The sequence below is a fragment of the Actinoplanes sichuanensis genome, from assembly GCF_033097365.1.
Lineage (GTDB): Bacteria > Actinomycetota > Actinomycetes > Mycobacteriales > Micromonosporaceae > Actinoplanes > Actinoplanes sichuanensis.
Genome location: NZ_AP028461.1, coordinates 8,110,594 through 8,134,504, shown reverse-complemented (window position 1 = coordinate 8,134,504; position 23,911 = coordinate 8,110,594). Strand labels below are relative to the sequence as shown.

Sequence of the window (23,911 nt, the reverse complement as noted above, 5' to 3'; positions counted from 1 at the left end):
CTCCGCCCCGCCGCCTGGTGCTGGTTCGTCGTGCCGGTGCCTTTCCCGTGAGGCCGTTCTCGTCTGGGTGACCGGCACTGGCCCGGACGGGACGTAGCGGCCGGAACGGGTTAGGAAAGCGACTCGGAGGGGCAACAAAACCGCAGGTCGTCAGCTCACGCAGGCCCTGGTGGTCGACCGATTCGCGGGCTCCTGCCGCGCTTCGCCGGTCGCGGGCCGACGTGGCCGGCTGCTCGGCGGACCACTGCTCCGGTTTTCGTGGCTCGGTCCGCCGCCGCGGCTCGTGGCTGTGGCTTGGTCTGTCGGCCTGGTCTGTCGCTTCTGCCCGGAGGAAACCCATGAGACTTCGACACAAGGCTGACGAGCAGCCCACGGGCGCGGCCGGCACCGATCGGGCCGCTGACGAGGCACGCCGTCAGGGCGAATCCGACTACGACCTGGCGGCGGCGGCCACCGCGCGTACCGGCGAGGACCGTGACGTCGATCTGGCCGCGCCGAGTCCCGACGCCGGGCCGGACAGCCCCACCCAGTTGAAGGGCAGAGGCATCGTCGCGGCGATCAAGCGGACCGTCAAGCAGTTCTCCGAGGACAACATCTCCGACTGGGCGGCGGCGCTCACCTACTACGGCGTCCTGTCGATCTTCCCGGCCGCCGTGGTGCTGGTGTCACTGTTGGGCCTGCTCGGCAACGACGGGCAGAAGACGGTGACCGACGCGGTCAACGACCTCACCCCGAACGCCCAGCTCCGCGACCTCGTCGACACGGTGCTCACCCAGGTGGGTGATTCCGGGGCGGCCGGCTTCGCCGCGATCATCGGTCTCGTCGTCGCGTTCTGGTCGGCGTCCGGCTACGTGGCAGCGTTCATGCGCGCCTCCAACGCCGTCTACGACGTGCCGGAGGGCCGTCCGATCTGGAAGACCCTGCCGATCCGGGTCGGGGTCACCGCCGTCATCGGCATCATGCTGATCGCCTCCGCCGCCATCGTGATCTTCACCGGCGAGCTGTCCCGGGTCGTCGGCGAGCGGCTGGGCTTCGGCGGCGTGGCCGTCACCACCTGGAACATCGTCAAGTGGCCGGTCCTGGTCGTGCTCGTCAGCCTGATGTTCGCCCTGCTCTACTGGGCCTCGCCGAACGCCAAGACCGGCGGCTTCCGCTGGATCACCCCGGGTGGGATCTTCGCGGTCGTGCTGTGGGTGGCGGCGTCCGGCGCGTTCGCGTTCTACCTGGCCAACTTCGCCAGTTATGACAAGACGTACGGCACGCTGGCCGGCGTGATCGCCTTCCTGGTCTGGCTGTGGATCTCCAACATGGCGATCCTGCTCGGCGCCGAACTCGACGCCGAACTCGAACGCGGCCGGGCCATCGCGGCCGGCCACCCCGCCGACGACGAGCCGTTCCTGGAACTGCGCGACACCCGCAAGATCAAGAGGGGTAGCGAGAACGGCCTCAGCCAGCACTGAGGCGGTCAGATCACGGAGGTCCGGCGCTGAGCCGGGCCTCCGTCGCGTTTCCCCGCAGGACCGCCCGCGGCCCGCTCCTCGTCACCGTTCGGCTTCCGGCGCCGATCGAGTTCATGCTGCCCAGGTATCCCCGCCGTGTCTGTTGTAGGGGTCTGTCACCTCGCGCTCTCCGGTGCGGCGGGATGGATGGCGCGCGGTGGTTTGGGCGGCGCTGGTCGAGAAGCCGGAGGGCGGCGGGTTGAGGTGGCCGCGGTGGAGCGGGGTGCGGTGGTGCGGCGGGCTCGATGGAGCGGGGGAGATGGCCGGGGACGAGGCCGAGTGAGTGGCGGCGGGGAGGGGCGTTGAGACGGCTCAAGTGAGGGGGTGTGGGCCGGTCTGGTGGGAATTTGGGGGTGCGGATGCGCGGGGCGTGTTCACGTGCATCCGCACTGTTGGGCAGCGGCACGCGGCGGACGCACGCGCAGCCGAACATTGCATGTCCGTTTGAGCGGTATCTGAATAACCGGGCTGTCCGACTATGCCTCTCAGTGACCGTCCGCAGAACGCTACTCGCTGGTCACCCCCGGCGAACTCATCTGCGTGCTTCAATGAATGCGGCTGCTTTCGATCATGTTCGCGCTGGTCGCCGCGTCGCACGGGGAGTGTGCCGATGATCCGGTGCGCGGCTCACGCTCGTACCCGAGGGCAGGCATTCCACGGATGGAGGCGTCGATGACAACCCGGCGGCACGAGATCAGCCGATCAGGAACGGACTCCGACATGGTCCATACTGGAGTCGTAAGCGCGTGCGAATGCACGTGCACCTGCACGGGTGAACTCGTCCGGGGAGGATTCTGATGCGGCTTCGACATCCCTCCGGCCGGATCGTGCACCTCAGTTGCGGCATCAGCCTAGACCACGCGGAGGACGTCTCCACCGCGATCGATCGGCTCGACGCGGCCAATTCGGCCCTGCGCGGGCACTTCGGCACCGGCGCCCTCACCGTTGCGCTCCGGTTGCCGTACCGGCTGGCTGCCGCCCTCGCCGACGACGGGCGTGCCCGCACCCGGCTGCGTGCCGAACTCGACGCCCGTGGGCTCGAGGTCGTCACGTTGAGCGGAGCGCCCGGTCCCGAGGGCGGCGCCGCCGATCCGACCGACTGGAGTGACCCGGCCCGCGTCCGGCACACCCTTGATCTGGCTCGCATCCTCGTCGACCTGTTGCCGTTCGAGGAGGTCCGCGGGGCGATAGACACCTGCGGGCTGGGGCGCTCCGACGACTGGGACGAGGGGCACCGGAAAGCCGGCGCCCGGCACCTGTCCCGGCTCTCCGGCGGGCTCGCCGACCTGGCCTGGCGGGTCGGGCGCGCGGTCCGGGCCGGATTCCAGCCCGGGCCCGGCAAGGTACTCGACAGTCCCGAGCAGACCGTCGCCGCGCTCAGCCGCATCGACAAGGACCGGCTCGGCATATGCCTCGACCTGGTCACCGTGCTCCGTGACTGGCCTGGTCCGGAGGCGGGCATCGACCGGATCACCGACGCCGGTCTCTCCGTCATCACCGCCCGGATCAGCGACCCGGCCGCCGCCTGGCAGCCCGTCCTGCGGCACCTGCTGGCCGCCGACACCGCGCGCACCGAGTACGTCGACGTCGACGTCACCGGCACCGACGAACAGCGGGGGACGGCTCTCGCGTACGTCCTCGATGAACTGACCACTCTCGGTCTGGTGCCCGAACAGCAACCCTGCACCGCGCCCTGACCATGGCCGGGCGGCTTCGCCGCCGGAGGGCTCGCGCCACGTGGCGTTGCGATGGCGGTGGCCCGCAGCCCGCGGAGGATGTGATGGCCCGCAGCCCGCGGAGGATGTGATGGCCCGCAGCCCGCGGAAGAGGCGGTGGCCCGCCGCCTGCGGAAGAGGGTGATGGGCCGCAGCCGTAGAAGCGTGCGATGCCCCGCGGCTGTGAGAACCGGGCGGTCCGATCGCGGCGGCTCGCGGCTTGTGGGGATGGGCGGTCCTGAACCGGACACGCTGCGGCGCCGCTCCCGGGTCGGGGGCGGCGCCGCGGGCGGCCGGCGTCAGTAGGTGGTGCCGGTGCTGCTGGTGCTCTTGGGGGCGGCGGTCAGGGAGTCGCTCGGGGCAAGCAGCTCGTCAGTGGTGTCGGTGCTCGCGCCGGTCGTCCCGGTCGTGTGGAGCTTCTCACCGAGCTTGGACGACTGCAGCTTGTCCTTGCCCTCGGTGTAGAGCTTGTTGGCCTGCGCCTGGGCGACGCCGGCGGCCTCCTGCACCGTCGGGTGCTCCCAGAGCTTCTGTGCGTTGGCCCGGATCTCTTCGTACTTCTCCCGGCCGGCCCGGCTGCCCAGGACGAAGCCCGCCGCGAGACCGGTGAGGAACATCAGCTTTCCGCGCATGGTGGCGGCTCCTTCCGTAGTTCGACGCGCATGCGTCTGCGGGGGTGCATACCCATCCTGCCGGGGCGATACTCCCCGCATCCTGATTTCTGCCCGCCTGTCGAGCCGCCGTGCGAACCGGGGGTATCCCGTTCGCACGGCGGCTGGGCGGTCATGTAGTCTGTTGTCCGTCGCCAGGGAAACCGGGCGACAAGCAGGAAGAACTATCCCCGATAGCTCAATTGGCAGAGCAGCCGGCTGTTAACCGGCAGGTTATAGGTTCGAGTCCTATTCGGGGAGCCATCAACCAGGCCGGTGCGGCCTGGTTTTTGTGTTTCCAGGCCGTGCGGATCGCACGGCCTTTCGTTATTTCCAGCTCACCGCATCTTCGCCTGCTCTGCCTCACCCGCGGAGGATGAGGCAGGCGAGAGCGGAGGCCGTTCCGCGCTCGCCCTGTGTTTTGCGGGAGGCGAGCACGGAGATCGTTCCGCGCTCGCCCTGTGCTTACAGCCAGCCGCGCTGGGCGGCCTTCAGGCCGGCCTCGAAGCGGCTGCGGGCGTTGAGGCGTTCCATCAGGTCGGCCATGATCCGTCGGGCGGTTCGGTGCGAGACGCCGAGCCGGGTGGCGGCGGCCTCGTCGGTGAGCCCCTGGGCCAGGAGTTTCAGCAGTGCCCGCTCCTGTGGGGTGAGGCCCTGACGATCCGGGTCGGTGGCCGCGCCCAGCGGGGTCGCGATCTCCCAGACCTGCTCGAACAGGGCGATCATCGGCGCGAGGATGGCGGCGCCGGACACCAGGAGGGCGCCGCGGCGGGTGTCGCTCGGGTCGATCGGGATCAGAGCGGCCTTGCGGTCGACGACGACCATGCGGGGCGGCAGGATCGCGGAGGTACGGAACTCGGCGCCACTGTCGGTGAGGAAGCGGGCGTGCGTCATCGTGTCCGGGGAATGGCGGATGCTGTCCAGCCCGACGGTTCGCATCCGGACGTTGCGGGCGAGGATGTGCGCGTCGTTGCGGCGGGCGTGTTCCAGGGCGACCGGCGACTGGGCACCCCCGGGCATGAAGGTCATCACCTCGTCGTGGGCCTCCTGGGCGAGCAGTTGCAGCTGGTCGCGGACCGCGTCCATGCCGAGCAGCTCGCTGGCCACCGGGCCGGACGCCCGTTCGGTCCGGCTCAGGTCGTCGATGAGGCGGGCGATCGCGGCCTGATTCTCGGCCACCTCCTGCTGCCGGCGGGCCAGGTCGGCCTGCTGGCGGGCCAGCGCCGATCGCAGGCCGATCTCGGGGGCCACGACGTGGATGCCCTGTGGCGCGTCCGCCGACTCGCGCAGGAGTGCCAGGTCGAACAGTGCGTCCAGGGCGGTGCGGACCTGTTCCTCGGTGACGTCGAGATGCTCGACCAGCTCGGCGACTCCCCGGCCGGGCTCCTCCAGTAGCGAGCGATAGACCGACTCCGTCGTCGTGGGCAATCCCAAGGCAGCCAACACTAGATCTGCTCCCCCCGCAGAAAGACAGTTTGATCTTGGATCGAGATGGTTACACACGTGCGCACCAGTATCAATGAACTCCGGGGCTCCGTGTTGCCGGTCGGTGGCGCAGCGTGCTTGTGGCCGCAACCGGCCATGGCCGTTTCCGGCCAGGCCTCATCTCTTCCGTAGGCGGTCCGTCATTGGCGAAGATATTTCCAGAACGCCAGCCGCCACCCGGGAAACGGCGAGCGATTCGAATCGAGCATTGATTTTCCGCTGCTATTTCGAACGGGGTCGTCTCATGTCTGCACGTATTGGTTACGCCGGTGTCGCTCTCTCTTTCCTCGTCGGTGTCCTGGCGTTCGCCGGACTGCTCGACGGTAACGGGAGCGTCGGCGCCCCGGCGGCGTCGGAACCGGCGGCCGTGCAGATCGCCGACGGCCCGTCCGGAAGCCTGATCTGGGACTGATGCCTGATGCGGCTGGCCATGGTTTCCATCCTTCCCGCCGGTGACCTCGTGCTTCCTGTCAGCGAGGCCGTCGTGCTGGATACGGTCTGGGCGGCCGTTCTTCCCGAAGATGCTGTCGAACACCTGTCGGTGCGGGTCCTGCAGTGCGAGATCGTCGTCGGTGTCTTCGCCGTGACGGTGGATGCGGAATGGTTGCGGGCCGTCGCGCTGAACCTCGTGACGCGGGCCTGTCGGATGTCGCCGCTGCTGCGCGACGGAATCGTCGGCCGGCATCGGAACGTCGCGAATCTCAATCTTTAGAAACACCCCTCTTTTCTGACTTCGACTTCGACTGCCGGATACGGCTGTCTGAAAACAATGGAGCTTTTCATGCGGGCACGATTCTCTTCCAAGACATCGAAGAACATCGATCAAAACAGGGATGGGGTACGCCCCAGGGGTGGCCGGCTGCTCGCCGGAGCGCTCGGCCTGCTGATGGCCACCGGCCTCGGCGCGGTGGTCGGCGCGACCGCCACGGCTGTCGCCACCCCGGTCGCGGCGTCCGCGGCCTCCTCGGTGGGCGGCCAGATCAGCCGCCAGGAGGTCATCGACCGTGCTGACCACTGGGCGGACCTGGGGCAGCCCTACAGTCAGACCACCTGGTCCGACGATCCGCAGGGCAGGTCCTATCGCAACGACTGCTCCGGACTGGTGTCGATGGCCTGGCACATCGACCACAGCTTCACCACCGCCACCTTCCCGGGCAGCGGCCTGGCCACCAAGCTCGGCAGCATCAACGACCTGAAGCGCGGCGACGCCATCCACCGGACCGGGCACATGGAGTTGTTCGCGTACTGGAAGAACGAGCGTGACCACACCCAGGGCGCCTACGTGTACTCCTTCAACAAGGAGGGACAGCCCGTCCGGTCACCCAACGACGAGGGCCGCAAGGGCGAGATCGGCTTCAACAACTGGTCCGACATGCTGACGTACGACGCCTGGCGTTACAAGAACATCGTCGACAACGTCCGCCCGTTCGACAGCTTCACCGGTGACGCCAAGACCGACCTGGTGATCCACAACGGCACTGATGTCGGCGTTCGTAAGGGCACCGGTTCCGGTTTCTCGGATCTGGGTGTGGTGACCTCGGGCTGGGGCCGGTTCCACGGCATGCAGGTGACCGACGGGATGGGCCGGCTGTACTACGGCGACTTCAACGGTGACCACTACACCGACATGATCGTGCACTCCGGTACCGAGGTGTCGGTGCGGTTGAACAGTAGGAACAACTCGTTCGGCAGTGGCACCGTGGTCAGCTCCGGGTGGGGCCGGTTCCACGGCATGGACGTGACCGACGGCCTCGGACGCCTCTACTTCGCCGACTACAACGCCGACGGGTTCACCGACATGATCGTCCACCAGGGCACCGACGTATCGGTTCGCCTGAACAACCAGGACGGTGCGTTCGGCAGCGGCAAGGTGGTCAGCTCGGGCTGGGGCCGCTTCCACGGCATGAACGTCCCGAACGGCATGGGCCGGCTCTACTTCGCCGACTACAACGCCGACGGTTTCGACGACATGATCGTGCACTCCGGCACCGACGTCTCGGTGCGGCTCAACAACAACGGCAAGGGCTTCACCCCGGCCGGGACGGTCAGCTCGGGCTGGGGCCGCTTCCACGGCATGGACGTGACCGACGGGATGGGCCGGCTCTACTTCGCCGACTACGACGGTGACGGCTACGACGACATGGTCGTCCACCAGGGCACCGACGTCTTCGTCCGGCTGAACAACACGGCCAGTGGGTTCGACGGTGGCCGCCTCGTCACCACGGGCTGGGGCCGCTTCCACGGCATGCAGGTGACCAACGGCATGGGCCGCCTCTACTTCGCCTGATCCAGCCGCTCGCCCCTTCCCGACCGCAGTCGTCCGGGTCTGCTGGGCCGACCCCCTCGCCCAGCAGACCCGGCACCCCCCCTTGGAGACGTCATGACCTTCGGCACCTCGATCAAGCGCGGCATCACCGCGGCCCTGGCCGGCGGACTCCTGGTCACCGGGATGTCCACGTCGGCGCATGCCGCCGAGGAACCGGCCCAGGCCGCCGACTACGGAACCCTGGCCATCTCGAACGCCCCCTGCGACGCCGACGGCGCGACCGGCACCGACGCCGGCCTGGCCGATGCCCTGAACGGCGTGCTCACCGACAAGCTCGACGGCTACATGACCGGTTACCGAGTGTCCTGTGCACGGGAGATCGTCGAGGCGGTTCGGGAACGGGGCCTGGCTCGCCGGGCGGCCGTCATCGCGGTCGACACGTCGATCGTCGAGACGGGACTGCAGAACCACGACGTCGAGGTCGACCACGACAGCCTCGGGCTCTTCCAGCAGCGTGCCTCCTGGGGCAGCGTCGCCAACCGGCTCGACCCGGCATGGGCGACCAACGCCTTCCTGAACAAGATGGTCAAGGAGTATCCGAACGACGGGTGGCAGACCGCGCCGATCGGTGAGGTCGCCCAGAAGGTCCAGGTGTCCGCCTACCCGGACCGCTACGCCGTCGAGGCCGCCGACGCCGCCCGGATCGTGGACGCCGTCTGGGACCACGCCGTCGACCGGCCGTTCGACAGCTTCACCGGTGACGCCAAGACCGACATGGTGGTGCACACCGGCACCGATGTCGGCGTCCGTAAGGGCACCGGTTCCGGTTTCTCGGATCTGGGTGTGGTGACCTCGGGCTGGGGCCGGTTCCACGGCATGCAGGTGACCGACGGGATGGGCCGGCTGTACTACGGCGACTTCAACGGTGACCACTACACCGACATGATCGTGCACTCCGGTACCGAGGTGTCGGTGCGGTTGAACAGTAGGAACAACTCGTTCGGCAGTGGCACCGTGGTCAGCTCCGGGTGGGGCCGGTTCCACGGCATGGACGTGACCGACGGGATGGGCCGGCTCTACTTCGCCGACTACAACGGCGACGGGTTCACCGACATGATCGTGCACTCCGGCACCGAGATCTCGGTTCGGCTGAACACCCGTAACGGCGGGTTCGACGGTGGCCGGGTCGTGACCAGCGGCTGGGGGCGGTTCCACGGGATGAACGTGACCGACGGGATGGGCCGACTCTACTTCGCCGACTACGACGGTGACGGTTTCGACGACATGATCGTGCACTCCGGCACGGAGGTGTCGGTACGGCTCAACACCGGCAGCGGGTTCGACGGCGGCCGCGTGGTGACGACCGGCTGGGGGCGGTTCCACGGGATGAACGTGACCGACGGGCTCGGGCGACTGTACTTCGCCGACTACGACGGAGACGGTTTCGACGACATGATCGTGCACCAGGGCAGCGACGTGTCGGTGCGGCTCAACACCCGCGGTGGCGGCTTCGACGGCGGGCGGGTCGTGACCACCGGCTGGGGTCGCTACCACGGACTGAACGTGACGAACGGGCTCGGGCGGCTCTACCTGGCCTGATCCCGTACCGGGTGCCCCCATCGGCTGCGGCCGGTGGGGGCTTCGGCATGAGGGTCGCCGAGCGCGCAACGGTGATCCTTCTGGATCGGGTTCGGGTGGGCGTACCGCCGATGGGGTTTGATCGCCTGTCGCTTTTGCCTTCTCCGCGACAGTTGCCCGGGTACGCTGAGTATCGCGTTGATTGCAGCCAGTGAGGTGGACATGTCGCAGCCGGTAGAGGTGGACGTCGTCATCATCGGCGGCGGGCTCGCCGGGCTGTCCGCTGCCCGCCGGCTGGATCGCGCCGGCGTCGAATGGCTGCTGGTGGAGGGGTCTGACCGGCTCGGCGGGCGGGTCGCCACCGATGTGATCGACGGCTGGCGGATGGACCGCGGATTCCAGACGCTCAACACCGCCTATCCGCGGCTCCCGGCGCTCGTCGACGTCGATGCCCTCGACATGCGGTATTTCACGTCGGGGGTGCTCGTGCGTCGCGGCGGTGAGCTGCACCGCCTGGAGAATCCGCTGCGTGAGCCGCTGATGACCCCGCAGACCCTGATCTCCGGCATCGGCACCCTCACCGACCGGCTCAAGTTCGCCGCGCTCGCCACCCGCTGCGCGACCATGCCGGTCGGTCGCATCTTCGATACGCCGGAGACCACCACGCAGGAGATGCTGCGTGCCGCCGGGCTGTCGCACCGGATCATCGAGGAGGCGCTACGGCCGTTCTTCTCCGGTGTCTTCGCCGAACGCACCCTCGACACGTCGAGCCACGTCGCCGCGATGGTGCTGCGGTCGTTCACCCGTGGCCGGATCGGGGTGCCCGCCGCCGGCATGGCCGCGCTGCCCGCCGCGATCGCCGGTCCGCTGCCGTTCCCGCAGCTCCTGATCGGTGCCCGGGCTCTCGCCATCGGGCCCGGCATGGTCGTCACCGAGGGCGGCGAGATCCGCTGCCGGGCCGTGATCGTCGCCACCGACCCGATCGGCGCGGCCGCCCTGCTGCCCGACCGGCTGCCCCGGCCCGATGTGCAGAGCCTCACCACGTTCTACTTCGGCGCCGACCACGCCCCCGTCGACGAGCCGATCCTGCTTCTCGACGGCGACCGGCGGGAGATCATCGCGAACACCGTGGTGATGAGTAACGCCGCACCCGAATACGCCCCCGGCGGCAAGAGCCTCATCGCGGCCACCGTCGTCGGCATCTCGGCGCCCTCCGGCGCCTCCGAGACGGTGATCCGGGTCGAATTGTCGAGGATGTACGGGGTGCCGGCCGACGACTGGGAACTGCTCAGCGTCGTGTCCGTGCCGCAGGCACTTCCCGCGGCACGTCCCCCACAGACCCGCCTCCGCAAACCGGTCCACCTGGGCGACGGCCTCTTCGTCGCCGGCGACCACCGGGACAGCCCGTCGATTCAGGGTGCGATGGCCGGCGGCTGGCGCACCGCAGGAGCAGTCCTGGCGTCACTCGGCGCCCGGGTCGGGGTTTAATGCCCGTTTTCAGGGAGTTTCAATGAGCGACATCAACCCGGAGAACTACGCTGAGTTCACCACCCAGGACGGTCCTGAATGTCCCAGTTGCTGTGACGAGGAGACGCCCCGGGTGGTGGATCTCCAGCCACCGGACATGGTCGAAGATCCTCGGCGACAGATCGTTCTTCTGCCGAAATCCCTGGTGCGGTGATAGATCGCTAGGCTCGGGGGCAGGGCACGGGATAGGATCGCCGCCGGTACGGGGCGGTAGCTCAGTGGGTTAGAGCAGTCGACTCATAATCGATCGGTCACGGGTTCGAGTCCCGTCCGCCCCACAACTCGTTGACCTGCAACTCCGTGTAGGCCAACTGGTGCATTGCGCAAATTGCGTGCCGGTGTTTAGTTCGAGCTATAGTCAGGTCCTGCCTGAAGGTTCACCACGTCGATGGTCGATCAAGACCACCGGTGACGTGCGGGACTGGCTGCGAGCACTACGGCAGTCCGACCCGGACGTCTACCGTTCGGTGAACGTCGCTATCGACATGCTCGCCGAGATAGGTCCCGGCCTCGGTCGGCCGCTGGTCGACACGTTGCAGGGATCGAGTATCGCCAACCTCAAGGAACTTCGTCCAAGGTCCGGCCGGGACGTCGCGATCCGGGTGTTGTTCGTGTTCGATCCCTGGTCGCAGGCGGTGCTGCTGGTGGCCGGGAACAAGGCTGGCGATTGGACTCGGTGGTATCGGACGGCGATTCCGATCGCCGAGACCGCGAACGACGGTTGGCTCGCTGCGGAGAGAAAGCGGAGGGAGAACTCATGAGCGAGTTCCACGACTGGGAGGACCTCCGTGCGGAGTTGCACGACGGGGACGACGAAGCCATCGAGCGGGAGCGGGCTCGGACCGAGGCCTGGGTCGGCGCGTTTCATCTGGCCGAGGAGCGCAAGCGCCTGGGGTTGACGCAAAAGCAGGTGGCGGAGCTCATGGGTGTCTCGCCGGGACGCGTGAGCCAGATCGAGAACGGCGATCTGGACGTCAACGAGGTGGCGACCCTGAGCCGGTACGCACGGGCGCTGGGTGCCCGCATGCGGATCATCTTCGACTACGGCAGCGACCTTCGGCAGATCGCCTGAGGCTCCGGCAGACTCGGGTTTCGAGCGCTCGATCGGCGGCTAGTTGGCCGTCGTCGGTGCTCATGCTGGACTTTGACGGCCGCGTGAGCTGGTCAAACGTCCCGGTAGTGGGTTGCCGGGGATGGTGGTGGCGTGGTTCGCATGGTGCAACGTCCGCCCCACGTTTATCTTGCATGCGAACCACTGCCCGGTGGTTCGCTGTCGTCGGCTCCCAGCGAGTTCTCTATTCTGCGCGGGTGTCTTCGCTCAGTAATGCCGAGCTCGATGCCTTGGTCGCCGAAGCGGTCGTGGACTGTTACGACGAACATGAGCAGCTCAGTGGCTTCTTTGCCATGATCGAGAGCGATCTGACGGTGCCGTTCGAGACCGAGGTGCTTGGTGTGCCGGTGGTCGTTCGGAAGGTGGATCTGCGTTCGTCGGGGATCGTGGCGATCTGTCACCGTGGACGGCTGCGGCAGGCGATCGGGATTTTGGATCTGCCGTTGCCGGATCCCGTGCCTGATGGTGCGCAGTGGATCGAGGCCTACCGGTGGTGGGCGAGGGCGCAGTGAGCGAGTACCAGTATTACGAGTTCATGGCGCTTGATCAGGCGTTGACGGCGAAGCAGCAGGGCGAGTTGCGGGCGGTGTCGTCGCGGGGCCGGATCACGTCGTCGGGTTTCGTCAACGACTATCAGTGGGGCGATCTGAAGGCCGATCCGGCCAAGTGGATGGAGCGGTACTTCGACGCGCACCTGTATCTGGCGAACTGGGGCACCCGGCGGATCATGCTGCGGTTGCCGAAGGCGGCGCTGCCGCCGGAGACGGTGCAGCGTTTCTGTGTCGGTGAGTCGGCCGGCTCGTGGGCGACTCGTACCCAGGTGATCCTCGATCTTCGTAGTGAGGATGAGGACGGTGACGAGGAGTGGTGGGACGAGGAGGGGCGGCTCGCGGCGATCGTTCCGGTCCGGGCGGAGTTGGCCGGCGGCGATCGGCGGCTGCTGTATCTGGCCTGGCTGCTGTGTGTGCAGAACCGGGAACTGGACGATGACGTGCCGGAGCCGCCGGTCCCGGCCGGGCTGGCGAAACTGAGTGGGCCGTTGCAGGCCCTGGCCGATTTCCTTCGCCTGGATCCCGATCTGCTGGATGCGGCGGCGGCGGTGAGCCGGCCGCTGGCCGAGAAGAAGCCCTCCGCCGCCGAGCTGCGCCGCTGGGTGGCGGGTCTGCCGGTGCCGGACAAGGACGAGATGCTGGTGCGGGTGCTGCGTGGCGACGCCGGGTCGCTGCGGTCGGAGTTGCTGCGGCAGTTTCACGGTGTGACGGAGGAGCCGCCTGCCGGCGAGGGGCGGACCGCCGGGGACCTGCTCGTTGCCGCTGAGAAACGCTGGGCTGCACGGCAGCAGCAGAAGCGGGAGCGAGAGGCGGCCGAGCGTCAGCGTCGTGAGGAAGCGGCTGCCGCGGCTCGCGAGCAGCGCTTGGACAAGCTGGCACGAAACCCGGTCCGAGCTTGGAACCAGGTGGACGAGTTGATCGCGACGAAGCGTCCGAAGGACTATGACGCGGCGGTGACTCTGCTTTTGGATCTTCAGGCGCTGGCGGTACGGGAGGGCGAGATCTTCGAGTTCACTGAGCAGATGACGCGGCTGCGGGAGCGTCATGCCCGTAAGCCGAGCCTGATCGACCGTTTCGACCGGGCTCGGCTTGACTGAGTCGGCTGTCGGGCTTGCGGCTGCCCGCGTGTGAAGACTGGCCGGTGGTGTCCGTTGACGCGGTGACTGACGACGAGGTTGCTCGGCTGCGTCGTGAGCTGGAGCGGTTACGGACAGAGAACCATCGGCTGTCGCGTCTGCTGGAGCTCCGGGGCCAGGACACCACTCCGGCTCCGGAGCAGCTCGCCGCGATGGCCACGCCGGGACCGGTCACGATGGCGTCGCCGGTGCCGGAGAAGCTGACGGCCCGTGGTGTCGATCTGCTGACTCGGAAGCCGTCGAGGACGCGATGCGGGGACTCAACGCCGAACGCCTCGCTCGCCATCTGACCGACTGATCACCCGAACGGGCACCCCGTGCCGGTCTGACTCTGGCAGCTCATAGGTTGGTGGCCCTGTCGATGTCTGATGCCGCGCTGCTACGCCGGGCTGGTGACCTCAAAGGCGAGCTGGTGGCGTTTTCCCAACAGTCCGCTACGACCGGGCTGCGTCGGATTTTCTGGCCGAGTACGACAATGGCCTGGAAGACGCCGATGAGCAGCGGTGGATGCTGCTCTGGGACTGTTTCGTGCTGGAGCACCGGCTGGCGAACGGCCGGACGGTGCTGGAGCAGTTCGTGGAGGCCCGGCCGGACCTGCCGGAGGTCGAGCGCGAGATGGTGCTCGGCTGGCGTGATGTGGTGCAGGGCCCGTTCGATGTGCAGCGCAAGGAGGGGCCCGCGCTCCTGGTGGAGAGCCTGGTCGACGACTTGACCTATCGGGTCCGATCGAACATGGGCCCGGCCGTGTTCAAGCAGATGCCCCGCCACTCGTTCATCATCGCCCGGCTGGTCGCCGTCGGTGACGAATGGATGCTGAGCGGGGCCGGTACAGATCCTGCGCGGGAGCGAGCGGGACATCGCCTATCGGCTCGCGCTGGACATGTCTCTGCGTACGCCGGAAGCGGTGTTCCGGAATCCGGACAAGACGGCACTGGCATGGGAACACCAGCGTTCTGACCGGGCACGGTTCGTCGAGTTCTTCGACACCGATCTGCTGGTGGTTTCGGGGGAACAGACGCAGGATCGGCTCGACGGCTACTACACGTACTGCCGTGACGCGGTTCTCGGGCCGGATCCGAAGGACGTTCCTCCTGTGGTGTCGATGTCGTTGCCGCCGGACCTGACCGACGCGGAGACGGTGGCGCTGATCTACGACGAGAGGGACGGGCTCGGCTTCTACCCGGAGTTCGGCCTCGTGGAGGAGGCGTTTGCGAACCCCGACCTGCTGCGGCGCCGCCGGTGGCGCGAGCAGACGCTGTCCTATCTCGAGGACGACAGCGTGGAGCCGATGGTCCTGCGCCGGCTGGCCGCTCGAGATCTGGAGAAGGCGAGTGTCGTGTTCCGGCGGCTGCTGAAACGGCCACGGTTCGACTGGAGCCGGGACGGTGAGGCGCTGCTGCGCGAGGTCAAGCCGGAATATTTCGATCGGTCGCCGCGCCCGCGGGTGAGCCCGCTCAACGAGCGCTTGGCACAGTTCGCCAGACGCCGCTGATCAGCAACGACAGGGGCTGGCGTTACTCGTAGTGGTACCGGCAGGACAGGATCGTGATCTCGCTGGGTTCGACGGCGTACACCATGCGGTGTTCGTCGTCGATGCGCCGGGACCGGAGTCCTGCGAGGTTGTTTCGGAGGATCTCCGGTTTGCCGATGCCCTGGCCGTCCGAGTCGCGCTTGATGTCGGCGATCAGTGCGTTGATGCGTTTGAGGGTTTTACGGTCCTGGGTCTGCCAGTACAGGTAGTCGTCCCAGGCGTGGTCGGTCCAGCTGAGTTTCACTCCTCGGGCCCGAAATCGCGCTCGGTGGCTCGGCCGGCTCGCCACTGCTCGACGCTCTCGACGAGGCGTTTGGCGTTGGCAGGAGATCGGAGCAGGTAGTTGGTCTCCATGATCGAGTCCCAGTCCTCCTTGCTCACCAGGACGGCGTTACCCCGCTTGGAGACGATCTCGATCGGGGTGTGGTCCTCGTTGACGCGCTCGATGAGCGGAAAGAGGGACTTGCGCGCCTCGCTGGCACTGATCGCGGACGTCATGATGCCTCCCGAAGTGGTACTGGATACGGTACCACTGTCGCCGTGGAGATCCCTCGTCACGCTCGGTGCTCGGTGACGCGATGGTGCCGGGCTGCGCGAATGTGTTCGTCGACAGGTACGGGGCTCGTGCGCCACGTGGTGCGGGCCGGCCCCCGTGAACCGGCCCGCACCGGCGGATTTGCACCTAACCTTCCAAACGCCTGTTTAGCGAGAGGTGCTTGCTCTTAACGGGCGTTTCTTGGCGGGAGCGAGCATACCCCTGCTCTGAGTAATCATGTCAACTATGCTCGTGAATGTGTTGCGGCGGCGATGGTGCCGTACCGCGGGCAGGGGAAGGGGCAGGCAATGGTCTCGGATGGGCCGAGTGAGCACGATCTACCGCCGCTCGGCACGCTCGCGGCCAGGCTGGAATACCTGTTCGACCATATCCGGCCGACGCCGGACGAGCTCGGCGACGGCGACGAGCCGGGCCGTAGGTACACCAACAAGGAGATCGCCGACAAGATCAACGCATTGTCGGCACAGACCGGCGTCTCGATCAGCGCCGCCTACATCGGCGAGCTGCGCCGCGGTGTGGCCGGCGATCCCCGTACCTCCCATGTGCGCGCTCTCGCGCGGGCCTTCGACGTCAACACCGGATACTTCGTGGAGGACGACGCCGCGAGCCGGGTGATGGAGCAGATCGCCATCCTGAGTGAGCTTCGTCGCATCGATGTCAAACAGGTCGCGTTGCGCCAGGTGCTCGCCGACACCGGCTTGTCCGCCACCGACACCCTGCTTGTGGAGCAGATGGTTCTCCGGCTACGCGAGGTGAGCGAGTCGAGGGCCCGCGAGGAAGCGGAAACCCCACCGCACGGTCCCATTTAGAGATGCCGGCTCTGCGCCGGCAGCATGCAGGACAGGGGGGCGATGGCGTGAATGATGATCAGTTGCGGCGACGGTGCGAACAGCTCGTTGCCGAGATCGATGTCCCTGAGCCGTTCGACATCCATGAGCTGTGCCGAATCCTCGGTGACGAGCGTCAGGGCCGTCCCATCGTGCTGATTCCGATCGCCCTGCCGGCCCACACGGTGTGTGGGATGTATGTGCCGACCGGGAAATTCGACGCGATCTTCTACGAGCAGGACACGTCACCGCTGCATCAGATGCTGATCATCGGGCACGAGATCGGTCATCTGCTGGCCGGCCACCGAGCCTCCGCGTCGCTCGACCCGGACACGTTCCGACTGTTGCTGCCCGACCTGGACCCTCGACTCGTGCAGCGCTTCCTCGGCCGCAGCAACTATGACGCGGCCGAGGAGCGTGAGGCGGAGATGATCGGCTCGTTGCTGCTGCGCCGCGCGCGTCGTGGGGGTGAGGAACCGACCGTGCCGTTCGATGACCGCCAGGCGGAGCTGCATCAGCGGCTGCGGCTGGCACTCGAAGATCCCACCGGTTGAGGGCTCTTGGTGGATACCGTCCTTTATGCAGCGTGCGCGGCCACCGGGTGGCTGACCTTCGGATACATTCTTCGCCTTCAGCGTCGTCGTCCCAGCCCGGCCCGTCGCGCGGTCACGGTGACCTTCGGGGCGTTCGCCGCCGGCATCACGCTCGCCATCCCGCCGCTGGCGGTCGCCGTCGACGACCTGACCGGCATGCCCAATCTGGCGAAAGTCTTCTCCCACGGCTGCGTGATGGCCATCGTCGTCGGCTCGGAGAGCTGGCTGCTGTATCTCGCGCTACCGCCGGAACAGGCGGCCCGGCGGACCCTTCGATGGATCCTGGTCACTACCGGGGCATACCTGGCGATGTTGGGATTGTTCGGCTACACCCTGGTCGGCGACTCACCGGTGCGGCTGACGGTGGAGTATGCCCGGGACCCGATCGTGACCGCCTACCTGCTGCTCTTCCTCGGGGTCGGCTTCTTCGCGTCCTTCATCGACATCGCCCGCCTCTGCTGGCAGTACGCCAGGGCGTGCGGTCGCACCTGGCTACGGCGCGGGCTCCGCACCACTGCCGTCGGTGCGACCTTCGCTCTGCTCTACGCCCTCAACAAGATCATCTACCTGCTGGCGTACTGGTCCGGATCGCAGCCCGAGGGTGAGCGTCAGATCGCCGCGGTCCTGGTGACCCTCAGCGCGTTGCTCATGTCGATCGGCCTGACCATGCCGGCGTGGGGCCCTCGGCTGCCGCGCTGGGGTGACCTGCGCTCCTACCGGCGTCTCACGCCACTGTGGCACGATCTCGTCACCGAGCTGCCCTACGTCGAGCTGGACCCGACACTGCGACGCGCCCGTACGGCGATCCGCGACATCGACTACGCCCTGATCCGGCGGCTAGCCGAGATCCGGGACGCCCGCCTCACCTTGCGACCTTTCATGGATGCCCGGGTGACCGCCGTCGCCGAGCATCACGCCGACCTCGCCGGGCTGACCGGCGAGGCCCGCCAGGCCACCGTCGAAGCGGCCCAGTTGGCATATGCCATCCGGATGCACCGCGCCGGTAACGTCGCCGACGACCCGCAGCCGGCCGACACTCTGCACCTGCCCGGCGACGGCTACGGCGGCGAAGTCGCCTGGCTGGTGGAGGTCGCCGACGCCTACGCCAGGTCGGAGGTGGTGGTCCGCACTCTCGCCTCCGTCATGGTGCCCACCCATCCCTGACCCCGGGAGAAAACCGTCAATGACCGCCCGATACGACAACCTCACCCGGACTCGTTCGCTGGACCCGGAGCGCGACTATCTGTCCATCTACCAGACGATGTTGCGCTACGAGTTCCCGTGGGACATGAAGCTCGGGCTGAACCTGGCGTTCAACCGGTCCTTCTCGCTGCCGGAGATCGCCGCCGTGCACACCGCGACCGGCGAGCTGACCGAGCGCACCCAGAAGCGAATCGACGACACCGGCCTGCTGATGTACGAGATGGTGCTCAACGGCTTCGACCAGTTCCGCGGCCGTGAGGCGCTGCGGCGGATCAACCAGATCCACCGGCCCTACGGCATCTCCAACGACCACTACCTGTACGTCCTGGCCTGCCTCGTGATCATTCCGACCCGATGGCTGGACCGCTACGCCTGGCGGCGGATCTGCTGCCATGAGCGCCGCGCCACCTACCTGTTCTACCGGGAGCTGGGCCGGCGCATGGCCATCACCGACATCCCCGACTCGTACGATGAGCTGGAGGAGTGGTTCGACGCCTACGACGCCGCCCACCTGCAGCCCAACGACGACGCCGCGGCCATCGAACGCGCCACCCGCCAGCTGATGCTCAACCGCATCCCGCCCGTGCTCGCCCCGCTGGGGAACACGCTCGTCAGCGCCATGTACGACGACACGCTCAGGGCCGCGACCCGGGCGACTCCGGCAGCGTGGCCGGTGCGCGCCGGACTGCACGCCGGGCTCCGGACGAGAGCCCACCTCCTGCGCTGGTTCGGCAAGCCCAGGGCCACCGCGATGTTCAGCGACGGGCTCAAGGCCAAGACCTACCCCGACGGCTACGAGATCGGCAAGCTCGGCCCCGAGCCGGGCGACGTGCCCGGTCACCCGGACCCGGACACCGTGTCACCCGATTCGCATGGTGCGAGCGGCGGCCGCTGAGTACGCCGGCAGCGCGACGACTCGCCACGACAGCGGACACCGGGACCACCGAGTTCGCCGTACGAAAGGTGTCTCATGCCGTTGATCTCTGTTCTCACGCCTGTCCATGCGGAGCGGGCGGAGTTTCTCGCCGCGGCGGGGGAGAGTCTCGCCGGGCAGAAGCTGCCTGAGGGGTGGGATCTGGAATGGCTCGTCCAGGAAGACGGACCCGACTCGGCCGTCGCTGAGATCGCGGGGCGGTTCCCGTTCGCCCGATACCAGGACAACGGGGAGACGCTCGGGGTCAACATCGCCCGTAACGTCGCGCTCTGCCGGGCCGGTGGCTCGCTGGTGCACGTGCTCGACTCCGATGATCTGCTGCTGCCCGACGCGTTGCGGACCGCGGTCGAGGCGTTCGACGCCCATCCGCGGATTCACTGGGTCACCGGGCAGGCGCACGATCTGCTGCCGGACTCGACTCGTCTGTCGTTCGCCGCGCCTCTCGAACCCGGGCTGATCGAGCCGGGGGTGCTGACCCAGCTGATCCTGGACAGCGGCCGGCCCGCCGTGCCGTGCGCCGGGCTCACCGCCCGGACCGAGACCGTCCGTGCGTTCGGTGGGTGGGTGGCCACGCCTCGCGGTGGTGATCTGGCGCTGGTGGTGGCGTTGGCCGAGACCACGCCCGGGTTCCTGCCGCCCGAGGTCACCTGGCTCTACCGGCGGCATCCCGGTCAGATCACCGGGCAGGCCGGCTGGACCCGGCTGCAGGCCGAGTCGATGGCGCTGATCCGGCAGCGCATCGCGGCGTTGCGCGGGCTCGGGGTCCGCGTCGGCGCGGCCTGACGTCGATCGTCCGACGATCGGCCGTCGGTCGCCGCGGGGTGGCCGGAGACCGATGCCGGCACCCGGTCGAGGGCACCACGTCGAAGGTCCTGCCAGCCGTCACCGATTCGTTCGAGACCAGGTTTCCGGCGCCGGACGCACGATGAACCTCTGATTCCCACCCGAGGCGGTACGGCAGCACGCGAACACGGTCGGTGTGGAACGCGGCCTGCTCCGCGAGGGCGACGGCATCGTCCACAACGGCCGGAAGCTCGAACCCCCGAGTCGGTCCGGTGTGGTCAGGGGTGGAAGGTCAGGGGTAGGGCGTCTGGGCCGTGGGTGCCGATCGCCGGGCGCCAGGTCACCTCGCCGGTGATCGTCGGCGGGCCGAAGCGGCGGGTCAGGATCGGGAGGGCCTCCTCCAACTGGGCGTGGGCCAGCGCCGCACCCAGGCAATAGTGCGGTCCCGCGCCGAACTGGAGCAGCGGCGCCTCCCGTACCGCCGTGATGTCGAACGACCGCCCACCCGGATAGGCCCGCGGGTCGCGCTGTGCCGTCTGCACCGCCACCGTGACGAAGGTGCCCGCGGTGATCGGCAGATCCCGGTAGTCGAAATCCGCGATGGCCCGCCGGAAGACGCTGGCCGCCGACGGCCGCCAGCGCATCGTCTCGGTGACCGCGCGGGCGGCCAGTTCCGGCCGGTCCCGGAGCAGCGTCCACTGGTCGGGATGTTCGGCGAACGAGACGAGCGCGTTCGAGATCTGATGCCTGGTGTTGTCGTGTGCGCCGAAGACGAGCGTGACCAGCAGATTGCGCAGTTCGGCGCGGCTGACCGTGGCGTCGTCACGCCACGCGGCGACCATCCGCGAGATCAGGTCGTCGGCCGGATGCGCGGCCTTGGCGTCGATCAGTGTGTCGATGTAGCCGTCCAGGCCGGCGACCGCCCGTTCCACCCGTTGCGCGGTGGAGGTGTCCGCGGCCAGGGCGAAGACCAGACCGATGTCACTGGACCAGACGCTGAAGACGTCGTGGTCGGCGGCCGGCACCCCGAGCAGTTCGCTCATCACGGCGAGCGGCAGCCGGTTGGCGAAGGCCTCGACGAACTCCGTCTCGTCGGTGATCCGGTCCGCCAGCTTCTCGGTGGTCGACCGGATGAACGGCCGCAGCAGGTCGACGGTCCGCGGGGTGAAGGAACGCCCGACCAGGCCACGGAGCCGCCGGTGGTCGGCGCCGTCCTGGTTGACGATCATCGGCACCCACCAGTCGTGGATCGGACCGGAGGTGACTCCGCTGCGTCGCAGATAGTCGTCGCCGCCGTGGTCCAACCGGCGGTCGCGGAGAAGTTCCTGCGCCTCCGCGTGGCGCAGCACGAGTGGCCCGAGTGGACTGTCGGCGAACCATCCGGCGTCCTGGGCCGCGAACACTTCCGGCGCGGTGAAGGAGAAAGCCCCGTCGATGACATCGAGGTACGGCATTCACTGAGTGTGCCGTGCCGGTCACCAAGAGCGGAATGCCCGACGGGTCCGGTACATATCGGTGAACGTGAACGTTCGGAGGAGATCCGGTGCACATCGGGACCGCTAGTGTCTGGCCCGTGACGCGGAGCGCGATCGGTTCGACCACCTACGTACGGGCCACCGCCGCGGTCGCCGCGCTCGGCACCGTCTGGTGTGTGGCCTTCCTGACCGTCGGCGCCGGCCTCGAAGCGATCGCGTATGTCTTCGTACCGATAGGCGGCGCGCTGGCGACCGCGTCGATCCGTCCTTTGGCGACGGTCGCCGACCCGGTGGCCAGACGATTCTGGCGGGCCGTCCTGATCGCCGTCGCCCTGATCACCGTAGGGTACGGCTGGCTGGCCGTGGACATGCTCACCCATGCCGACCAGGCCCGGACCCGCAGCATGCCGGCCCCGGCGGCGGCTCTCACGGCGATCGGTTTCCTGGTCGCGTTCGTGGCACTGGCCCGGGTGCCGGTCGCCGCGTCGGGTGGCGCGGAGCGGTGGCGGATGGCCCTGGACCGGATGATCGCGTTCCTCGGCTGCGCCGCGGCGCTCTGGTACGTCGGCCTGGCCCCGATGCTGTCCGCCCGCGAACCGTGGAGCCGGCAGGCGATGCTGCTGGTCGGGCTGGGGCTGCTGGTCGCGGTGGGTGCGGCGACGAAGGTGTCGTACATCGCCGGCGGCCCGGTCGACCGGGTGGCGATGCGGCTGGTGGCGGCCGGTGGTGGCGTCCCGGCCGGTGCGGTGTCGGTGCTGGCCGTGCAGTTCGGTTACATCGCGAGCGTCCCGGCGCAGGCGATCGTGATGCCACTGGCTCCGGTGCTGGTCACCCTCGGTGTCGCGGCGCAGGACCGGGCTGATCGGGGGCGGCGTCGTGATCCGGCCCGGCACGGGGTGCTGCTGCCGTACCTCGCCATGGTCCTGGTCGATGTGCCGCTCGTGGCGGTCGCCTTCGGCGCGCCGCTGCGCTGGCCGGTGCGGGTGGTCCTGATCGCCGCGGTGGTGGTGACCGCGCTGGTGATGATCCGGCAGTACCTCGCCTCGCGGGAGAACACCCGCCTGCTGCGAATCGCGCGTGACCAGGAGGAACGCCTCCAACGCGAGGTCAGCCACGACGGCCTGACCGGGCTGGCGAACCGGGCGCTGTTCCGCGACCGGCTCACCGCCGCCTTGGCCGCGGACCGGCCCGCAGCGGTGCTGTTGATCGACCTCGATGACTTCAAAACCGTCAACGACCTGCTCGGTCACGGCGTCGGTGACAGGCTTCTGGTCGCGGTGGCGGATCGGCTGCGGGCCGCGGTGGGCGACGAGCATCTGGCGGTACGGGTGGGCGGCGACGAGTTCGCGGTGCTCCTGACCGGGGCCGCCCCGGTACCCGAGGAACTCGCCCGTCGCCTGCTGGACGTGTTCGCCGAGCCGATCAGCGAGCACCGCCTGCTCGTGCAGGCCAGCATCGGCGCCGTGGTGGCCGCGCCGGGTTCGACTGTGGACTCGGTGCTGCGGGACGCCGACGTCGCCGTGTTCACGGCCAAACAGCGGGGTAAGGCCGGGTTCGTGCGCTATGTGGACGGGATGGGCGAGCCGGTCCTGGCGCACATGCAGCTCGGCGGCGAGCTGCGGCGGGCGCTGGACGAGAACGAGTTCCGAGTGGTCTATCAGCCGATCGTGCGGCTGGACTGCAACCGGGTGATCGGTGTCGAGGCGCTGGTCCGCTGGCACCATCCGACCCGTGGGCTGGTCAGTCCGGCCGATTTCATCCCGGCCGCCGAGCGGACCGGCCTGATCGTGCCGCTGGGCCGGTTCGTGCTGCGCGAGACGTGCCGGCAGGCGGCCGCGTGGCTCGCCGAGTTCGGCCCGGACGGGCTGGCCGAGACCGGTCTGAACGTGTCGGCCCACCAACTGCACGACCCCGACTTCGTGGCCGACGTGGCGGCCGCGCTCGCCGACACCGGACTGCCCTGTGAGCGGCTGGTCCTGGAGGTGACCGAGTCGGCGGTGCTGCGTGGCCAACAGGTGTCCCGGGCCCTGTACGAGCTCGACCGGATGGGTATCCGCCTGGCCCTCGACGACTTCGGCACCGGTGAGTCGTCGTTGAGCCTGCTGCGGGCGTTCCCGGCGGCGATCGTCAAGCTGGACAAGTCGTTCGTGGACGGTATCGAGATCGACGACGGCCATCCGGCGGCGGCCGACGCCCGGCAGGCGGTGGCCCGCGCGGTGATCCAGCTCGCGCACGCGCTCGGCCTGGACACCGTCGCCGAGGGGATCGAGAGCCCGGAGCAGGTGGCCGCCCTCCTCGATCTCGGCTACACCGTCGGCCAGGGCTACTACCTGGGCCAGCCGATGACCGCCGACGGAGTGTCGAGGCTCCTGGCGAACCAGGCACGGGCGGCCGAGGAGGCGCGGGAGGTCAGCCGCGTCCGGGACGTCCGAGCGGCCCGGCCGGCCGGTTGACGGTCATCCGAACGAGGTGGCGGGGGGATTCGGTGCCC

General features: G+C 68.4%; 26 protein-coding genes and 2 tRNA genes. 23 read left to right on the top strand and 5 right to left on the bottom strand.

From position 1 onward, the window contains the following. Positions 1–338: 338 nt before the first annotated feature. The gene (locus Q0Z83_RS37250; RefSeq protein ID WP_317787998.1) at positions 339–1,460 is read left to right on the top strand and encodes a YihY/virulence factor BrkB family protein; all 1,122 of its coding nucleotides are present in this window, start codon (positions 339–341) and stop codon (positions 1,458–1,460) included. Between the two features lie 836 nt (positions 1,461–2,296). Beyond that, positions 2,297–3,196, top strand: a complete 900-nt coding sequence (locus Q0Z83_RS37245; protein ID WP_317787997.1) for an apurinic/apyrimidinic endonuclease family protein — start codon at positions 2,297–2,299, stop codon at positions 3,194–3,196. A 317-nt stretch (positions 3,197–3,513) separates the two neighbouring features. On the opposite strand, the gene Q0Z83_RS37240 is transcribed toward Q0Z83_RS37245, so the two are convergent. Continuing rightward, on the bottom strand, positions 3,514–3,846 hold the full coding sequence (locus tag Q0Z83_RS37240) for a hypothetical protein (protein ID WP_317787996.1): 333 nt from the start codon (positions 3,844–3,846) through the stop codon (positions 3,514–3,516). A gap of 206 nt (positions 3,847–4,052) precedes the next feature. Here Q0Z83_RS37240 and Q0Z83_RS37235 point away from each other — a divergent pair. Beyond that, positions 4,053–4,128, top strand: a tRNA-Asn gene (locus tag Q0Z83_RS37235). Positions 4,129–4,329: 201 nt separating this feature from the next. On the opposite strand, the gene Q0Z83_RS37230 is transcribed toward Q0Z83_RS37235, so the two are convergent. Further along, a complete protein-coding gene (locus Q0Z83_RS37230; RefSeq protein ID WP_317787995.1) occupies positions 4,330–5,298 on the bottom strand; it encodes a helix-turn-helix transcriptional regulator in 969 nt (322 codons plus the stop codon). Between the two features lie 295 nt (positions 5,299–5,593). On the opposite strand from Q0Z83_RS37230, the gene Q0Z83_RS37225 reads away from it, so the two are divergent. From Q0Z83_RS37225 to Q0Z83_RS37160, 14 genes are all read left to right on the top strand, one after another. Continuing rightward, positions 5,594–5,761: a hypothetical protein gene (locus Q0Z83_RS37225; RefSeq protein WP_317787994.1), complete on the top strand. Its 168-nt coding sequence runs from the start codon at positions 5,594–5,596 to the stop codon at positions 5,759–5,761. Positions 5,762–5,767: 6 nt separating this feature from the next. Beyond that, positions 5,768–6,061 carry a hypothetical protein gene (locus tag Q0Z83_RS37220; protein WP_317787993.1) on the top strand — a complete coding sequence of 98 codons (294 nt, stop codon included), beginning with the start codon at positions 5,768–5,770 and terminating at the stop codon, positions 6,059–6,061. 69 nt (positions 6,062–6,130) lie between these two features. Next, positions 6,131–7,636: an FG-GAP repeat domain-containing protein gene (locus Q0Z83_RS37215; protein WP_317787991.1), complete on the top strand. Its 1,506-nt coding sequence runs from the start codon at positions 6,131–6,133 to the stop codon at positions 7,634–7,636. A gap of 93 nt (positions 7,637–7,729) precedes the next feature. Further along, positions 7,730–9,214: an FG-GAP repeat domain-containing protein gene (locus Q0Z83_RS37210; RefSeq protein ID WP_317787989.1), complete on the top strand. Its 1,485-nt coding sequence runs from the start codon at positions 7,730–7,732 to the stop codon at positions 9,212–9,214. 201 nt (positions 9,215–9,415) lie between these two features. Then, positions 9,416–10,681: an NAD(P)/FAD-dependent oxidoreductase gene (locus Q0Z83_RS37205; RefSeq protein ID WP_317787988.1), complete on the top strand. Its 1,266-nt coding sequence runs from the start codon at positions 9,416–9,418 to the stop codon at positions 10,679–10,681. Positions 10,682–10,703: 22 nt separating this feature from the next. Further along, positions 10,704–10,874 carry a hypothetical protein gene (locus tag Q0Z83_RS37200; protein ID WP_317787987.1) on the top strand — a complete coding sequence of 57 codons (171 nt, stop codon included), beginning with the start codon at positions 10,704–10,706 and terminating at the stop codon, positions 10,872–10,874. A 50-nt stretch (positions 10,875–10,924) separates the two neighbouring features. Then, positions 10,925–10,998 (top strand) — tRNA-Ile (locus Q0Z83_RS37195). A gap of 135 nt (positions 10,999–11,133) precedes the next feature. Next, positions 11,134–11,481 (top strand): type II toxin-antitoxin system RelE/ParE family toxin, encoded by a 348-nt coding sequence (locus Q0Z83_RS37190; RefSeq protein WP_317787986.1) that lies wholly within the window; start codon positions 11,134–11,136, stop codon positions 11,479–11,481. Beyond that, positions 11,478–11,792, top strand: coding sequence for a transcriptional regulator (locus Q0Z83_RS37185; protein WP_317787984.1), 315 nt, complete (start codon positions 11,478–11,480; stop codon positions 11,790–11,792). Before Q0Z83_RS37190 ends, Q0Z83_RS37185 begins: the two co-directional genes overlap by 4 nt. A gap of 236 nt (positions 11,793–12,028) precedes the next feature. After that, positions 12,029–12,343, top strand: a complete 315-nt coding sequence (locus Q0Z83_RS37180) for a calcium-binding protein (RefSeq protein WP_317787983.1) — start codon at positions 12,029–12,031, stop codon at positions 12,341–12,343. After that, on the top strand, positions 12,340–13,479 hold the full coding sequence (locus Q0Z83_RS37175; RefSeq protein ID WP_317787982.1) for a hypothetical protein: 1,140 nt from the start codon (positions 12,340–12,342) through the stop codon (positions 13,477–13,479). Before Q0Z83_RS37180 ends, Q0Z83_RS37175 begins: the two co-directional genes overlap by 4 nt. 62 nt (positions 13,480–13,541) lie before the next feature. Then, complete coding sequence (locus tag Q0Z83_RS37170) at positions 13,542–13,808, top strand: hypothetical protein (protein ID WP_317787980.1); 267 nt, start codon at positions 13,542–13,544, stop codon at positions 13,806–13,808. 217 nt (positions 13,809–14,025) lie between these two features. Continuing rightward, positions 14,026–14,475: a hypothetical protein gene (locus Q0Z83_RS37165; protein WP_317787978.1), complete on the top strand. Its 450-nt coding sequence runs from the start codon at positions 14,026–14,028 to the stop codon at positions 14,473–14,475. Further along, the gene (locus tag Q0Z83_RS37160; protein WP_317787976.1) at positions 14,423–15,010 is read left to right on the top strand and encodes a hypothetical protein; all 588 of its coding nucleotides are present in this window, start codon (positions 14,423–14,425) and stop codon (positions 15,008–15,010) included. Before Q0Z83_RS37165 ends, Q0Z83_RS37160 begins: the two co-directional genes overlap by 53 nt. Before the next feature lie 22 nt (positions 15,011–15,032). On the opposite strand, the gene Q0Z83_RS37155 is transcribed toward Q0Z83_RS37160, so the two are convergent. Next, positions 15,033–15,293, bottom strand: coding sequence for a Txe/YoeB family addiction module toxin (locus Q0Z83_RS37155; RefSeq protein WP_317787975.1), 261 nt, complete (start codon positions 15,291–15,293; stop codon positions 15,033–15,035). Then, a complete protein-coding gene (locus Q0Z83_RS37150) occupies positions 15,290–15,547 on the bottom strand; it encodes a type II toxin-antitoxin system Phd/YefM family antitoxin (RefSeq protein ID WP_285556111.1) in 258 nt (85 codons plus the stop codon). The genes Q0Z83_RS37155 and Q0Z83_RS37150 overlap by 4 nt, the downstream gene beginning before the upstream one ends. A 345-nt stretch (positions 15,548–15,892) precedes the next feature. Between Q0Z83_RS37150 and Q0Z83_RS37145 the strand changes: the two genes are divergently transcribed. The 5 genes from Q0Z83_RS37145 to Q0Z83_RS37125 all read left to right on the top strand — a co-directional run bounded on the left by Q0Z83_RS37145 (position 15,893) and on the right by Q0Z83_RS37125 (position 19,945). Continuing rightward, positions 15,893–16,414: a hypothetical protein gene (locus Q0Z83_RS37145; RefSeq protein WP_317797223.1), complete on the top strand. Its 522-nt coding sequence runs from the start codon at positions 15,893–15,895 to the stop codon at positions 16,412–16,414. A gap of 2 nt (positions 16,415–16,416) precedes the next feature. Continuing rightward, the gene (locus Q0Z83_RS37140; RefSeq protein WP_317787973.1) at positions 16,417–16,986 is read left to right on the top strand and encodes an ImmA/IrrE family metallo-endopeptidase; all 570 of its coding nucleotides are present in this window, start codon (positions 16,417–16,419) and stop codon (positions 16,984–16,986) included. Positions 16,987–16,995: 9 nt separating this feature from the next. Next, positions 16,996–18,189, top strand: coding sequence for an MAB_1171c family putative transporter (locus Q0Z83_RS37135; protein ID WP_317787971.1), 1,194 nt, complete (start codon positions 16,996–16,998; stop codon positions 18,187–18,189). Between the two features lie 19 nt (positions 18,190–18,208). Then, complete coding sequence (locus Q0Z83_RS37130) at positions 18,209–19,123, top strand: oxygenase MpaB family protein (RefSeq protein ID WP_317787970.1); 915 nt, start codon at positions 18,209–18,211, stop codon at positions 19,121–19,123. A gap of 75 nt (positions 19,124–19,198) precedes the next feature. After that, on the top strand, positions 19,199–19,945 hold the full coding sequence (locus Q0Z83_RS37125; RefSeq protein WP_317787969.1) for a glycosyltransferase family 2 protein: 747 nt from the start codon (positions 19,199–19,201) through the stop codon (positions 19,943–19,945). A 278-nt stretch (positions 19,946–20,223) separates the two neighbouring features. Here Q0Z83_RS37125 and Q0Z83_RS37120 read toward each other — a convergent pair whose 3' ends face one another. Beyond that, the gene (locus Q0Z83_RS37120; protein ID WP_317787968.1) at positions 20,224–21,399 is read right to left on the bottom strand and encodes a cytochrome P450; all 1,176 of its coding nucleotides are present in this window, start codon (positions 21,397–21,399) and stop codon (positions 20,224–20,226) included. 119 nt (positions 21,400–21,518) lie between these two features. Between Q0Z83_RS37120 and Q0Z83_RS37115 the strand changes: the two genes are divergently transcribed. Further along, positions 21,519–23,873, top strand: coding sequence for a putative bifunctional diguanylate cyclase/phosphodiesterase (locus Q0Z83_RS37115; RefSeq protein ID WP_317787967.1), 2,355 nt, complete (start codon positions 21,519–21,521; stop codon positions 23,871–23,873). Positions 23,874–23,911 lie beyond the last annotated feature (38 nt).